Here is a 14,446-nt window from a genome sequence, read left to right as displayed (position 1 = left end):
TACTATTTTTTTCTTAAATTCGGGTGTGTAACTTTGTGGCATGATAATTACCTCTTTTCTCTATTGGATTTATTATATCTTATTAGCCACTACTGTTACAACGTTAGTATAGCACTTCACACCAATTCGGTGGAAGGTTTTCTTCCGACGCTGACAAACACACCGTCGCAAGCAAGCGTGCTTTCCTCTCCGGTTTTCACATTCCGAGTCCGGATACCGGTCAGCTTTTCGTTATGGAGCAGTGTGACGATCTCATTGTCCCAGAGGAATTCTATATTTTCCGTTTTCATCAAAGGCTCATGGTAGATCTTTGTTGCTTTTAAGGTATCTCTTCGGTGAACGACGATGACTTTTTTGCAGATACGGGAGAGGATAAGGGCATCCGCCGCAGCGGTATTGCCACCTCCTGCGATGACAACCGTTTTGTTCCGATAGAACATTCCGTCACAGGCTGCGCAGTAGTGGACACCTTTACCGATTAACTCCTGTTCACCATCAACACCCAGCTCTCTGGGGCCAGCTCCGGTAGCGAGCACAATGGTCTTTGCGTACATAGGACCTTCGCTGGTCACCGCTTTCTTTATAAAACCGGACAGTTCCAGGGACAGCACCTCAGTCAGCTTGGTTTCCACTCCAAATCGTTCCGTTCCTCGCTTCATCTTTTCTCCCAGGGAGAAGCCGTCGATACCATCCTCGAAGCCGGGATAGTTGTCGATTTGCTCGGTCAGAGCCATCTGCCCACCAGCGGACAACTTCTCTAAAACCACGGTGTTCATACCTGCTCTGGCGGCATAAAGGGCTGCGGTATAGCCGCCGGGACCGCCTCCTACCACGATCATGTCGTAAATATGCTGCACAGTAGTTGCTTCCTGCGTCTGGTGCTGTAAAGTTTCTTCAATGAACGCCACCAACTGCGCCCTGGATTCCGGAGCGATGATAGAGCCAAGAGCCTGTCCGCTGTGATAGATCAGCAGAGTAGGGACAACTTCTATAGCTTCGGCCTCAGCCAATTCCGGCTCATCATCAATGTTAACCGCAGTGAATACCAGCGTATCCTTATATTCCTCAGCCACGCTTTCCAATGCCGGAGCCAGACGGCGGCAATATACGCACCAGGGAGCTGAAAACTCCACCAGAACAGTCTTTCCGCTATGCACCATTTCTTCAAATTGATTTCTATTAATATTGATAACTGCCATATTGCCAGCTCCTTTCCTTTGTTTGATTATAGTATAGCCAATCTAAAATAACATTTCGGTGATGATATCACATAAAAAGAGCTGCATTGCTGCCGCACTAAACTTTTTCGTTATTAAGTAACTCGAGGATATGTTCACTGGAACGGATGATTTGAGACTGTTTATCTTTTATGGATGTTTTTCTTGTCTCCTCCAGCGAGAGAGAAGCATATAAATGAACCGTGTTTGCTTCCTGCCGGAGAGAATCGTTATACTGTTCAGCGGCAAGGTCTTGCTTCTCAAGTATACTAATTTTACTCTGGAGATCACTAATCTGCTGTTGAAGTGATATCACTTTTTTCTTTTGGACATAGAGGAAATAAGCAAGAAGCAACAGGATAAGTGAAAAAATAATAATAATCATTCTTAGTTCTTATCCTCCTTTGTCAAAAGATAAGCCTTAAGTGCATTACGGAGAGTTTCCGGCAGAACAGGCAAGGGCAAGACAGTCAATTTACCCGCATTCTTTTCAATCGCTATTTCTGATTCCGGTTGATTGGACAGAAGAATCACGGGTGTTCTTTTATCTGCCCTCCATGGCTGATCTGGCTTTTTTGTCATAGGTTCTGTAACAATCCAAAGCATAGGCTTTTTCTTGCCAAGTTCTTTTCTTGCAGCTTCCGGGGTTTCAAATACAAGGATATGTTTGGATAAGTTTTGAAGTACCAGTCTCAGTCCGTTCCCATAGGTCGAATCACTGCACATAATGGCAATCGTAGCATTTGATTTTTCATCTTGTGATGCCTTTATAAAATCCAGAACAGGCGTATTATAAAGGTTGAAATCTTTCTCTGTATGTACTGCTTCATAATAAGCTCTGACCGCTCGGCACATTCTTCGGCAAAACTGTTCAATATCAATACGGATGTCCGTGAGGCTGTTGGCAGAACTTATTCTATCCAGTTGGCAAACTGAGGTTCCGCAATTCACACCCAAGTGAAAACGAATCGAGGTATTGTCCTCAGTATTTGCAAAGCCTTTGTTCTGGTGCAGGTATTCGCATCGAAGCTGCCAGCATCGTTCTCCGCAGATATAGGGAGAGATATCCTGCGCAGAGACTTTAAAGAAAGGTGCTGCGTATGTATTAAACCAACGAATATATTGATTTCCTACATCACGGGTTGGTCTCTGATTTCTGTCCAGAACAGCACGTCCATCCCGATAACGCTTTACAATTTCTGGGAAAGCAATGCCGCCGCAAATATCAGGCAAAGTCAGCGCCAATGCCAAAGCAGATTGCCAGCGTCCATCCTCAATGTTCAGTTCTACTTCCTCTATGCGATGTAAAAAGGTAAAGCTGGCATTGTCTTGACTCATAGGTATCCTCCTGTAAAAAAAACGCCTGCCGGAAACCGACAGGCGGCATACTTTTTACACTTCAGTCATCCACAGGCCGTGGAGATTGCAATAGGCGTAAACCGCAACAGCTTTATCATCTCCCAAGCAGAAGGTGACATTGGGTTTGTCATCGGGTTTCAGAGCCTTGCGCTGTCCACCGTTTTCGGTCTGGACATAGACCCACTCGATGAAGTGTTTCGAAAGCATCGGATGGATTTTTTGCTGATAGCAATTTCTGCACCCGTAGGCTGCGCTGTTTCCGCTGCAGAGCACAAAATCCCCTTTCTCGATTCGCAGAGGAAGTCCCTCAACCAGCGCATCCGCCAATTTTTTACGGGTAGTTGCATAAATCTGCTGAACCGTTGTTCTGGCAATACGCATATATTCTCCGCATTGCTCCTGAGAAAAACCTTCACGGTCAATCAGGCGAATGGCTTCATACTCATCCATATTCAGGACAATGGGAGTCAGTTCCTCGCCGCCACGAACCGGAACAAAACCATCATTATCTGGCAGACAACATACTTTTCTACATTTTCTCGGTCTTGGCATAGATTCGCCTCCACATTATTTGCGGCATATGCCATTTATACGATCATTGCACATCTCCCTTTCCCATATGTCAACGGAGTTATTGACATATGCCATAAATTATTTTATACTATGTGTATTCAAGGAGGTGTACCCATGGATTTTTCATCTTATTTTCCAATTTGGAACAAACTGACACCGACCCAGCAGCAGATTTTGGAGCGAAATGCAGTTTTACGAAAAGTGGACAAAGGGACTGTGATTCACAACGGAACTATGGAGTGTACTGGTCTTCTGCTGGTAAGAAACGGACAGCTTCGTGCCTATATTCTTTCCGATGAAGGACGGGAGATTAGCCTCTATCGTTTGTTTGATCGGGATATTTGCCTGTTTTCCGCCTCCTGTATGATGAACAGCATTCAGTTTGAGATCACCATTGAGGCGCAGAAGGATACCACGATGTGGGTTATTTCTGCTGACATTTATGGACGCTTAATGAAAGAGTCTGCTGTGGTAGCTAATTTTACCAACGAAATTATGGCTACCCGTTTTTCTGAGGTTATGTGGCTCATGGAGCAGATCATGTGGAAAAGCTTTGATAAAAGGCTGGCAGGCTTTCTGCTGGAGGAATGCAGCTTAGAGGGAACAAACATCCTCAAGATTACCCATGAAACCATTGCGGGCCACATGGGTACCGCCCGTGAGGTAGTTACTCGAATGCTTCACTATTTCCAGAACGAGGGTATGGTCAAGCTGACTCGTGGAACAGTGGAGGTTACAGACGAAGCTGCATTGGAGGAACTGCAAAATGCCTAAGCAACAGCTAAGCCTGCTGATTATCGCCTCGGCTGTGCTTGGAATTATCATTTACTAAAGGATAACCCCTTCTCATTTCCTGTGGAATCTGAGAAGGGGTTATTGTTATTTGTCCATACCGCAGGCGGTGGCGGATTCAATGAGGCAGCGATCATTGAATACAGCATCATAGAACCGGAAGCCGCCGGAGAAGTTATAGCAGTCAAATCCGTTTCCGGCCAGGATGCGATAGGCAATGTAGCTGCGCAGGCCGCTCTGGCAGATGACGTAGACAGGCTTATGCTTGTCCAGTTCATCCAACCGCTCCCGCAGCTCGTCCACTGGGATATTTAAGAAACCGTCAATGTGTCCGTGGGTGAATTCTTCCACAGTGCGGGTGTCCAACAGAGTTACACTTCCGTCACGAGGAAGTTTATCTGTATCTTCCAGATACCACTGCTTCAGAATACCCTTTGCGATATTCTCAATCATAAAGCCAGCCATATTTACCGGGTCTTTCGCAGAGGAATAAGGCGGTGCGTAGGCCAGATCCAGATCCTTCAGCTCTGGGGCTTTCATTCCTGCTCGGATAGCGGTAGCCAGTACATCAATGCGCTTATCCACACCTTCGTAACCTACGATCTGAGCACCCAGCAGGCGATAAGTTTCTTTTTCAAAAACCACTTTCATGGTCATGACCTTCCCACCAGGGTAGTAGCCCGCATGGCTCATAGGCGACAGGATAACCGTATCAACATCCAGTCCTGCTTTTCTGGCGTTGGCCTCATTCACGCCGGTAGTGGCGGCAGTCATGCCAAAGACCTTGATGACAGAGCTTCCCTGGGAGCCGGTATAATGGCTGTCTCCACCACAGATGTTGTCCGCAGCGATTCGTCCCTGTTTGTTAGCAGGGCCCGCCAAAGAAATCAGAGCATCCTGCCCTGTGACAAAGTGCTTCACCTGCACCGCATCACCCACAGCATAGATGTCTGAAATGGAGGTTTCCATCCGGTCATTGACCACAATACTTCCCTTAATGCCCAGTTCTAACCCGGCATCTTTTGCAAGGGTGGTTTCGGGAGAAACACCAATGGCCAGGATTACCATATCCGCATGGAGAGGCTGTTCGTCTTTCAGCAGCACATCCACGCCGCCGCTCACTTCCGCAAACCCTTCCACGGTATGACCCAGTGCCAGCTTAACACCGTGCTTGCGCATTTCATTGTGTATAAAAGCAGCCATATCGGAATCAAAGGGATTCATAAGCTGTTTTGGACGCTGGACAATGGTGACCTCCATTCCCAGTTCACGCAGGTTTTCTGCCAGCTCCAACCCAATGAAGCCACCACCTGCCAGTACGGCAGACTTAGGATGGTTTATATTGATGTAATCCTTGATGCGGAAGGTGTCCTCCACGGTGCGCAGGGTGAACAGCTTATCAAGACCTAAGCCGGGAAGCCTGGGTTGGGTAGGCTTGGCACCGGGAGAAAGAATCAGCTTGTCATAGCTTTCCTCGAATTCCTCTCCGGTTTGCAGATTCTTGACGGAAACGGTCTTTTTGTCAGGATGGATAGCCGTGACCTCATGGCGTACCTTCATGTTCACACGGAACCGGGAGAAGAAGCTCTCCGGTGTCTGGAGGGTCAGATCTTCCGGATCGGTAATTACATCTCCGATATAGTAAGGCAGACCGCAGTTGGCATAGGAGATATACCCCGAGCGCTCAAAAACTACGATTTCTGCCTGCTCATTTAGTCTGCGAATACGGGCGGCAGCAGTAGCACCGCCTGCCACACCACCTACAATAACAACTTTCATATCAGCGTTCCACCTTTCCTGCATAAGCGGAAATTCCGCCTATGTTTTTCACATTGGTATAACCCATCTGCTGCAAAATAGCAGCTGCCTGACGGCTTCTTGCGCCGCTGAGACAATGAACAAAAATGGGGGTAGCTTTATTGTCAATCACGCCAGCCACTTTGTTAATGGACTGCAAAGGAATATTTTTACTGCCGGGGATATGCCCCTGCCGGTATTCGCCAGGGGTACGAACATCCAGCAGGACTGCGCCATCCGTAACGCTATATTCTTTGACACCCTGATTGATGTCAGGGCCTTTCAGGAAATCGAAGAATCCCATCTTTGCACCTCCTTACAGCATGGCGAGAATCTGAGCCTTAGGTCTGGCACCGGTGGCCTGATTTACGACTTTGCCGTTCTTCATAACCACCAGAGTGGGAATGCTCATCACACCAAACTGCATAGCCAGTTCCTGTTCCTCATCCACATTAATTTTAACAACCTTGATATCGGAGCGCTCCTCGGCAATTTTCTCTACCAGAGGAACTACCATGCGGCAAGGACCACACCAGGGAGCCCAAAAATCCATCAGGACGGGCTTGTCCGAGTTCAAAACCTCTTGATTGAAATTGTTTTTATTTACATTGATAGCAGACATATTTAAGTCCTCCTGTTTTCTTTTTTATGGCTTTAGTATATCCAGTAGTCGTTGCTTTTTCCGTGATTTTGTCACTTATCGCCGGCGACGGTTTCACCGGGCCAACTATTAATACCGCCGATTTCAACGATATTGGTGTAGCCCAGTTTTATCAGCTTTTCAGAGGCCTGCTTACTCCGATTACCGCTGCGGCAGTATACCAGAATCAACTGATCTTTATCCGGCAGCTCCGGAATGTCCTCTGTGCCGATGGATTCGTTGGCAATATTAATCGCACCTGGAATATGCTTTTCACTATATTCCTCAGCAGTCCGTACATCGAGGATGATGTATTCGGTTTCCTCCTCCATCATCGTGACAGCTTCCTCCATGGAAATCTGTCGATAGGTAGTTTCAGATGACTGGGCTCCACAACCTGTTAAAAGTAGAAGCATCATTAAAATGGGAATAAATCTTTTCATGTATAGACCTCCATATTTTGAAGATAGGGCAGCCGTTTCCAGCTGCCCTGTTTCCGATTTTTATGTTCTTGCCATACCGTCTACGCTGAGTACAACACCTGTGATATAGGATGCTTCATCAGATGCCAGGAATACAAATGCATTGGCAATATCCTCCGGCTGACCCAGGCGGCGCAGGGGAATCTGATTGATGAGCGGATCAATTACCTCCTTGGGAACAGCCTTCATCATATCGGTCAAGGTAATCCCGGGAGCGACTGCATTCACTCGAATACCCTTCGGACCCAATTCCCGGGCAAGGGAAACCGTCAGGCCATTGACAGCAAATTTGGATGTGGGATATGCAAAGCCACTAGGCTGGCCGTAAATGCTAACCATTGAGGAGGTGGAGAGAATAACACCGTGACCTTTTGCAATCATGCACTCACTGGCGGCTTTTGTAGCATTGAACACGCCTTTTACATTCAGATCCATAACCTTGTCAAAGGTTTCCTCCGTATACTCGGTAAAGGGAGTGCTTTCGGATATACCGGCATTGTTCACCAGAATATCAATGCAACCGTATTTTGAGGCAGCTTCTCGGAAAGCATTGCGGACAGATTCCAAATTGGACAGGTTAGGACTGATTCCCGCAACTGTTGCATCAGGGTACTTTTCTTTCAGCTGCGCAACCGCTTTGTCAGCAGAACCTTGCGAGCTTGCGGTCAAGATTACCGTAGCCCCTTCCTTCAAAAATTTCTCTACGGTAGCGTAGCCAATGCCACGGCTGCCTCCGGTGATGATTGCAACTTTATCTTTCAGCCTCATAAGAATACCTCCTTGTATTTTGTATTTGTAGTATAACCTGTTTCGGAGGAACTCTCCGTGATAAAATCACATTTTTCCAAGAAGGAATGATAGAAAAATCATGCCCATGAATAAATAAAAAAGTCACAGTCACGCTCCGATTTGAACGCAGATAAGCATTCCCCCACTTCAAGTGTGTGGGGCACTAAGCGGTGGGTGAGTGGGATGCTTATGTCAGTGGGAGTTGAAAGCTCCCACTGACAGATCGCGAAGCGACTGCGTTCATGAGCAAGTAGCGAAGCGGATTGCGAATGTCCGCTTTACTTAAGTCAGGGGATTCGCAGCCAGATATTTTTTGCCACTTTCGTAAAAAATATCGAAACACACATAAAAACAACTGCTGTGAAAAGGCTTTAAATCAGTTGATTCATCAACAAGTCTATCATTTATAAAGTTGTAAAGTGGTGAAATGGTGGAAAGTCTTGTGTATCCAGCTGCTTCAGCAGCATATCCAAAATCAATTGGCTTCTGGCAGGCAATGTTAATGATCCAGGCTTTTTCTTCGTCTGTAATCTCAGCATTCCTGCCACGACCAGGGGAATTCCAGGAAAAGAAGAAGGAACAGGAAGCGGCAAAGCCTGATCCGGATGCTGATTATGTGGACGATGACGAGGACTATGGCCACAGTGAGGAATACGAGGACGATGATGTAGGCTTCATCGCTGATGATGAGGACAACGAACCCGTATAACAAAGAACAGGCATAATGCCTGGGGCAATCTTCGGATTGCCTTTACATAGTATCTGCTTTCAAAAATTAAAATATTTTATGTTTTTGAAAGCGATCTCTTGCATATACTATTAGCAGACGGTATAATAAGTACATCGAAGCAGTTTCAAAAAAATAAAAATCTTCGACTTTTGAAAGCGGGTGACGATATGAAAACAATTACAAGAGCAAAGTATCTCGACAGAATCATTGAACTGAATGGTACTCCTGACATCAAGATCATCACGGGCATTCGTCGATCCGGTAAGTCCAAGCTGATGCAGGCGTATATTGAGTATCTGAAAAGTAATTTTGAAAACATCAATATTATCTTTATTGACTTCATGGATTTGGCGTATGAAGAAATCAAGGAATACCATGCCTTACACGCCTATGTGGAAGAACATTATCAGGAAGGTAAAACGAACTACCTGTTTGTAGACGAGGTTCAGATGTGTCCCAAGTTTGAGTTGGCAATCAATAGCCTGTACTCTAAGGGAAAATACGACATCTATGTAACCGGCTCCAATGCTTTCCTGTTGAGTGCGGATCTGGCAACTCTATTTACCGGACGATATATTGAAATTCATGTGTTTCCTTTCAGCTTCCAGGAATATTGCCAGTATTATGATGATGTTAGTGATAAAGATAAGCTCTTTGATGATTACGCTATCAAGGGCGGTTTAGCAGGTTCTTACGCTTACAGAACCGAAAAAGACAGAACAAACTATATCAAAGAGGTCTACGAAACGATTGTTACAAGGGATTTGGTGCAGAAATATGCACTCCCGGACACGTTGGTTTTACAACGTCTGAGCGAGTTTCTTATGGATAATATCAGCAACTTGACTTCTCCTAATAAGGTCAGTCAGCTGCTGACAGCAAATGAGACTCCAACCAATCATGTAACCGTCGGCAAGTACATTAAGTATTTGTGCAATGCTTTTGTATTTTATGATATTAAGAGATACGACATCCGAGGCAAGAAATACCTTGAAAGCTCTGAAAAGTTCTATCTTTGTGACAGTGGTATTCGATATGCAATACTGGGAAGCAGAAATATGGATTACGGCAGAGTATATGAAAACATCGTTTGCATCGAGCTTCTTCGCCGTGGATACGATGTCTATGTCGGCAAGCTCTATCAAAAGGAGATCGACTTTGTTGCTCAGAGAGGCAGCGAGAAGATTTATATTCAGGTCAGCGACAACATTTCCGGACAGGAAACATTTGAGAGAGAATGCTCTCCTCTGCTTCAGATCCGAGATGCTTATCCGAAAATGATTATTGCCAGAACCAAGCATCCAAAATATAGTTATGAAGGAATCGAAATCCACGACATAGCCGATTGGTTGCTACAAGAATAAACAAGGCGAAATATATCTCTTTTATCATTCCCTTGCCCTTATAAAGTATATTGCAGCTGATGATAAGCTTGACAAGGTTCTTGAAAATCCGAAGGTGATTAAGACACCAGTGGTTAGAAATGGTAAGCAATCAACCCTGGGTTATCTGCCGGATGTTTGGAAAAACTGGAATTAGAGGATAAGAATATGGTGAAAAAAATTATGCGGGACCCATTGTTTCTCGCTCAGAAATCTACAGATGCAACGGAGGCAGACCAACAGGTAATTACAGATCTGCTTGATACATTAAGGGCAAATCTGGATCATTGTGTTGGAATGGCAGCCAATATGATTGGTGTAAAGAAAAATATCATTGTGGTGGCAGCAGGCCCATTTCAATTTGCTATGGTAAATCCAGTTATTACAAAGAAGACCGGAGCATTTATTATAAAGGTTTCCACCACCGGAATGCTGGTTCCCTTAAAAGCGGATTTGCGGTTTCCTATTTCCGGACAGTAGGGACACGGAACCCTGATTATTTAGTTAGTGCCGGAGCATCGTCCTTGCATGAAGCCATCAAACTATTCTGGACCTTCCGTGTTCCGTGGGATGGACATACACTGCAGGAACAGTAGCTGATTGTAAAAGGCATATGTCAAAAAACGTTATTGACATATGCCTTTTATAGAGCTAATATATAAGAAAAGCGAGAAAGGAGCAGTTTATGCCGAGACCAGTAAAATGCAGGAAAGTCTGCCATTTCCCGAATGTTTTAGAATTCTTTCCGGCAGATGATACTGAGAAAAAAGTACCCATTGTTCTGACGGTAGATGAGTACGAGACAATTCGTCTTTTGGACAAGAAAGGTTATAGTCAGGAACAGTGTGCAGAATCTATGCAGATCGCAAGAACAACCGTTCAACGAATTTACGAGATTGCCAGGAAGAAAATAGCAGATGCTCTCATTGATGGACATCCGCTCAGAATAGAAGGTGGGGATTTTAGAATCTGTGATGGTCAGAGCAGTAACTGCAACCTTGGAGGATGTTATAAGCAGGAGATATATCAAAAATATGCAGTGGAAAAAGGAGAAGGTATCATGAGAATAGCAGTAACATATGAAGATGGACAGATTTTCCAGCACTTTGGACACACAGAGACATTTAAGATCTACGATGTAGAGGAAGGAAAAGTGGTACATTCAGAAGTAGTAGATACGAATGGAAGCGGACATGGTGCATTGGCAGGAGTTCTTAATGCATTAAATGCCGATGTTTTGATCTGCGGCGGAATCGGAGGAGGTGCCCAGACTGCGTTAGCGGCAGCAGGCATTAAGCCTTTTGGCGGAGTTTCAGGAGATGCAGATAAAGCAGTAGAAGTTTTTATCAATGATACACTTGATTATAATCCAGATGTGAAGTGTTCTCACCATGAGCACAGCCACGGAGAGGGACATACATGTGGTGAGCATGGATGTGGAAGCCATAGCTGTCATTAAGAAGAATAGAAAAAAATAATCATACGAAAGGATGCGTCAAGGTAATGGAAGAATTATCGTGATACATCCTTTTGTATTATTTGATAAGATGGCAGATTACATTTTCAATATGGCAATTAAAACCTGTGAATGCGATATCGATCTCTATATGGATTGAGTATTTAGCTTTTCTTGCTTGTAGAAAGTGATGAACGGAAGATATAATATTGTTAATGATCCAGAGATATTTATTTTGGAAACAGCTTAATCAATTTGGAGGTATAGAATGAAAGCACATAAGTATTGGTCATTCGGAGCGTTAATTACTATGATTGGAACTTTTTATACTGGATATAAAGGATCTAAATCAAGTCATAGGTATTTTGCGTGCAGCACTCTTATATGTATGATTATGTCCATATACACTGGACATAAAATGATTTCAGGTAATAAGAGAACAAGAAAACAGGTGGAAAATACAGAAGCGGAGGAATAGTAAATGTTAGAAATAGGAACCAAAGCACCGGATTTTGAATTGCCGGATCAGAATGGGGAAATGCATAAATTAAGTGATTATGCAGGAAAAAAGGTAATTTTATATTTTTACCCAAAGGATAACACGGCAGGCTGTACAAAGCAGGCATGTGGTTTTTCCGAGCGTTATCCTCAATTCACCGAGAAAGGAGCAGTTGTTCTTGGAGTGAGCAAGGATTCTGTAGCCTCTCACAAGAAATTTGAAGAAAAATATGGATTGGCATTTACACTTTTGGCAGATCCAGAGCGTAAGGTGATCGAAGTATATGATGTATGGAAAGAAAAGAAAAATTACGGAAAGGTTTCTATGGGTGTAGTAAGAACTACGTATCTTATTGATGAGCAAGGGATTATTATCAAAGCCAATGATAAAGTAAAGGCGGCAGATGATCCTGAAAACATGCTTAAGGAATTAAATTGATGAAGATTATATTGTCACCTGCAAAAAAGATGATTGCAGATACTGATAACATAGCACCGGTTGAACTGCCTGCCTTTATTGATAAGACAGCAGAGATATTGGGCTGGATGAAAAGCAAATCAAAAGAGGAACTGAAAGCTATCTGGAAATGTAATGACAAGATTGCAGAGCAGAACTTTAACAGATTGGAAACTATGGATCTTTATAACAGACTTACTCCGGCTGTTTTAGCATATGAAGGAATTGCATTTCAATATATGGCACCAGCTGTGTTTGAAATCCAGCAGTTTGAGTATCTGCAAAATCATTTAAGAATCCTGTCTGCGTTTTATGGCATTTTAAAACCACTGGATGGTGTGACTCCTTATCGCCTTGAAATGCAGACAAAAGCTGAGATTGAAGAAACAACAAATCTATATGATTACTGGGGGGATCGGTTATATCATTCAGTAATTGATGACAGCAGGATTATCATTAATCTTGCATCAAAAGAATACTCAAAATGTATAGAAAAGTATCTGACACCACAGGACAGATATATTACGATTGTATTTTGTGAGTTATCCGGAGATAAATTGGTAACAAAAGGTACCTATGCCAAGATGGCTCGTGGTGAAATGGTCAGATTCATGGCAGAAAATAACATTGAAAATCTGGTGGAAATTCAGAAATTTGACAGATTTGGATATTCCTTTAGGTCTGATTTATCATCAGATTCAGAATATGTTTTTGAACGCAAAATACAATAGTTATTCAGATAAAAGATGCTTAGTTTGGCATCTTTTGTAATAATGATAATTATTACTATTTTTGTTGACAACAGGATAATAGTGGTATATAATCCTTATTAAGAACTAATACTAATAAGGAGCACGAATGACAAGTAGGAGAAATACCATTTAAAAAGATCTTGTAAGAAATGCCGTATACGAAATGAGAATACACGTTACGGCAAATGAAGTTACATATTATGGAATGGCAATGTCTGTAAAAAGAATCTGTGAAGTGATTATGAGAAATGAAAAATCAATACTTCCGGTATCGCACATGATTCATGGCGTATAGGATATTGACGGAGTATCGTTAAGTATGCCAGTTATTGTAGGTGTTGATGGTATTGAGTCTAATGTACCTATTAATTTAAGTGGTGAGGAAGCATTAAAGCTTAAGAAATCTGCAGATTCTTTGAAAAAGATTATAGAGACAATTGAACTATAAATTATACACATGGAAGGAGATAAAAGCATGGAAGTAAAGTATTATATATGTAAGCATTGTGGAAACATTGTTGAAAAGGTAAAGGATAAAGGTGTTCCTGTAATTTGTTGCGGAGAACCTATGCAGGAATTAAAAGCCGGAGTGACAGATGCGGCTGTTGAGAAGCACGTGCCTGTATATACAGTGGAAGGCAATTATGTTCATGTCGTGGTCGGAGAGACAAAACATCCAATGCTTGAAGAACATTTCATTGAGTGGATTACATTAAATACCAATCAGGGAATATACAGAAAACAGTTAAGTCCAGGGCAGGAGCCGATAGCAGATTTTTGTCTTTGCGATGGTGAACAGGTAGAAGAAGTATATGCATATTGTAACCTGCATGGATTATGGAAATGCTAAAAGCATTTATACATATTAAGATTTAAGAACAACACAAATATAACCGTAATATAGGCTGTGTATTAATGTATTTACAAGGAGGAACAACAAATGAAATATGTATGTGATGTTTGCGGATGGGAATACGATGAGGAGAAGGGATATCCAGAAGGTGGTATTGCACCTGGTACAAAGTGGGAGGATGTTCCGGAAGATTTTGAATGTCCGTTATGTTCTGTAGGCAAAGATCAGTTTTCAAAGGCTGAATAAAAATGAAAGCAGGACTAATGGATGTATGAAATGAAACCAGAATATTATATTGGAATAAATATGATAGAATTGACATAATATTGGAAAATCTTCGTGATTATACAGTAAAACACTTTACTGATGAAGAGCAGTATATGGAATCTATTAATTATAAGAAGTTATTTACACAGAAAGTTCAACATCTGAAATTTATACACAAACTTGATGAATTTATAGAACATCATAATGATGAGATAGAAGATCAAGATGAACAGATTGTGGTTATATGTGTAGAGTCTGCGGAGAGACTATGAGAAAATCTCTGTAAATTAACCTGTTGTGCTAGATAAAATAATATAAAGAAACTTCAACAAAATGTGCTATCCTATTTGTAGGCAATACAACGAAAGGAGGCATCATTATGTTGAAGTTCCAAAATAATAA

The 14,446-nt window shown here is 42.8% G+C and carries 20 protein-coding genes; 11 read left to right on the top strand and 9 right to left on the bottom strand.

Annotation, left to right across the window (positions count from 1 at the left end; translation table 11 throughout):
• Positions 1–116: 116 nt before the first annotated feature.
• The 4 genes from ABCW45_RS16945 to ABCW45_RS16925 all read right to left on the bottom strand — a co-directional run bounded on the left by ABCW45_RS16945 (position 117) and on the right by ABCW45_RS16925 (position 3,128).
• On the bottom strand, positions 117–1,199 hold the full coding sequence (locus tag ABCW45_RS16945) for an FAD-dependent oxidoreductase (protein WP_425518631.1): 1,083 nt from the start codon (positions 1,197–1,199) through the stop codon (positions 117–119).
• Between the two features lie 97 nt (positions 1,200–1,296).
• Positions 1,297–1,602, bottom strand: a complete 306-nt coding sequence (locus ABCW45_RS16935) for a hypothetical protein (RefSeq protein WP_117471141.1) — start codon at positions 1,600–1,602, stop codon at positions 1,297–1,299.
• A 2-nt stretch (positions 1,603–1,604) separates the two neighbouring features.
• Positions 1,605–2,555 (bottom strand): hypothetical protein, encoded by a 951-nt coding sequence (locus ABCW45_RS16930; protein WP_343221233.1) that lies wholly within the window; start codon positions 2,553–2,555, stop codon positions 1,605–1,607.
• Between the two features lie 54 nt (positions 2,556–2,609).
• A complete protein-coding gene (locus tag ABCW45_RS16925) occupies positions 2,610–3,128 on the bottom strand; it encodes a DUF134 domain-containing protein (RefSeq protein ID WP_117504390.1) in 519 nt (172 codons plus the stop codon).
• Positions 3,129–3,263: 135 nt separating this feature from the next.
• Here ABCW45_RS16925 and ABCW45_RS16920 point away from each other — a divergent pair, with 135 nt between their 5' ends.
• Complete coding sequence (locus ABCW45_RS16920) at positions 3,264–3,923, top strand: Crp/Fnr family transcriptional regulator (protein ID WP_117566536.1); 660 nt, start codon at positions 3,264–3,266, stop codon at positions 3,921–3,923.
• A gap of 105 nt (positions 3,924–4,028) precedes the next feature.
• Here ABCW45_RS16920 and ABCW45_RS16915 read toward each other — a convergent pair whose 3' ends face one another.
• From ABCW45_RS16915 to ABCW45_RS16895, 5 genes are all read right to left on the bottom strand, one after another.
• Positions 4,029–5,720, bottom strand: a complete 1,692-nt coding sequence (locus ABCW45_RS16915) for an FAD-dependent oxidoreductase (protein WP_343221232.1) — start codon at positions 5,718–5,720, stop codon at positions 4,029–4,031.
• Position 5,721: 1 nt separating this feature from the next.
• A complete protein-coding gene (locus ABCW45_RS16910) occupies positions 5,722–6,042 on the bottom strand; it encodes a rhodanese-like domain-containing protein (protein ID WP_343221231.1) in 321 nt (106 codons plus the stop codon).
• A 12-nt stretch (positions 6,043–6,054) separates the two neighbouring features.
• Entirely contained in the window at positions 6,055–6,360 is a 306-nt protein-coding gene (gene trxA / locus ABCW45_RS16905) for a thioredoxin (RefSeq protein WP_117472032.1), read from the bottom strand.
• 71 nt (positions 6,361–6,431) lie between these two features.
• Positions 6,432–6,821, bottom strand: coding sequence for a rhodanese-like domain-containing protein (locus ABCW45_RS16900; protein ID WP_343221230.1), 390 nt, complete (start codon positions 6,819–6,821; stop codon positions 6,432–6,434).
• Between the two features lie 60 nt (positions 6,822–6,881).
• The gene (locus tag ABCW45_RS16895) at positions 6,882–7,628 is read right to left on the bottom strand and encodes an SDR family NAD(P)-dependent oxidoreductase (RefSeq protein WP_117471149.1); all 747 of its coding nucleotides are present in this window, start codon (positions 7,626–7,628) and stop codon (positions 6,882–6,884) included.
• 523 nt (positions 7,629–8,151) lie between these two features.
• Between ABCW45_RS16895 and ABCW45_RS16890 the strand changes: the two genes are divergently transcribed.
• The 10 genes from ABCW45_RS16890 to ABCW45_RS16840 all read left to right on the top strand — a co-directional run bounded on the left by ABCW45_RS16890 (position 8,152) and on the right by ABCW45_RS16840 (position 14,023).
• Complete coding sequence (locus ABCW45_RS16890) at positions 8,152–8,358, top strand: hypothetical protein (protein ID WP_015552814.1); 207 nt, start codon at positions 8,152–8,154, stop codon at positions 8,356–8,358.
• A 188-nt stretch (positions 8,359–8,546) separates the two neighbouring features.
• Positions 8,547–9,743 carry an ATP-binding protein gene (locus tag ABCW45_RS16885; protein WP_117472074.1) on the top strand — a complete coding sequence of 399 codons (1,197 nt, stop codon included), beginning with the start codon at positions 8,547–8,549 and terminating at the stop codon, positions 9,741–9,743.
• A gap of 156 nt (positions 9,744–9,899) precedes the next feature.
• Entirely contained in the window at positions 9,900–10,241 is a 342-nt protein-coding gene (locus tag ABCW45_RS16875) for a peptide deformylase (protein WP_425518630.1), read from the top strand.
• A 205-nt stretch (positions 10,242–10,446) separates the two neighbouring features.
• On the top strand, positions 10,447–11,220 hold the full coding sequence (locus ABCW45_RS16870) for a DUF134 domain-containing protein (RefSeq protein ID WP_343221228.1): 774 nt from the start codon (positions 10,447–10,449) through the stop codon (positions 11,218–11,220).
• Positions 11,221–11,485: 265 nt separating this feature from the next.
• Positions 11,486–11,695, top strand: coding sequence for a DUF6219 family protein (locus ABCW45_RS16865; RefSeq protein WP_015552817.1), 210 nt, complete (start codon positions 11,486–11,488; stop codon positions 11,693–11,695).
• Positions 11,696–11,698: 3 nt separating this feature from the next.
• On the top strand, positions 11,699–12,154 hold the full coding sequence (bcp, locus tag ABCW45_RS16860) for a thioredoxin-dependent thiol peroxidase (protein WP_015552818.1): 456 nt from the start codon (positions 11,699–11,701) through the stop codon (positions 12,152–12,154).
• Positions 12,154–12,903 (top strand): peroxide stress protein YaaA, encoded by a 750-nt coding sequence (gene yaaA, locus ABCW45_RS16855; protein WP_117471152.1) that lies wholly within the window; start codon positions 12,154–12,156, stop codon positions 12,901–12,903. The genes bcp and yaaA overlap by 1 nt, the downstream gene beginning before the upstream one ends.
• Before the next feature lie 340 nt (positions 12,904–13,243).
• Positions 13,244–13,372 carry a hypothetical protein gene (locus ABCW45_RS16850; RefSeq protein ID WP_343221227.1) on the top strand — a complete coding sequence of 43 codons (129 nt, stop codon included), beginning with the start codon at positions 13,244–13,246 and terminating at the stop codon, positions 13,370–13,372.
• 27 nt (positions 13,373–13,399) lie between these two features.
• Complete coding sequence (locus ABCW45_RS16845; RefSeq protein ID WP_015552821.1) at positions 13,400–13,774, top strand: desulfoferrodoxin family protein; 375 nt, start codon at positions 13,400–13,402, stop codon at positions 13,772–13,774.
• Positions 13,775–13,864: 90 nt separating this feature from the next.
• Complete coding sequence (locus ABCW45_RS16840) at positions 13,865–14,023, top strand: rubredoxin (protein WP_015552822.1); 159 nt, start codon at positions 13,865–13,867, stop codon at positions 14,021–14,023.
• Positions 14,024–14,446: the final 423 nt, after the last annotated feature.

Origin of the sequence: Pilosibacter fragilis (genome assembly GCF_032490495.1) — a bacterium.
GTDB classification, from domain to species: domain Bacteria; phylum Bacillota; class Clostridia; order Lachnospirales; family Lachnospiraceae; genus Pilosibacter; species Pilosibacter fragilis.
The sequence above is the reverse complement of the archived record's forward strand: the minus strand, read 5'-3'. Positions and strand labels throughout refer to the sequence as shown.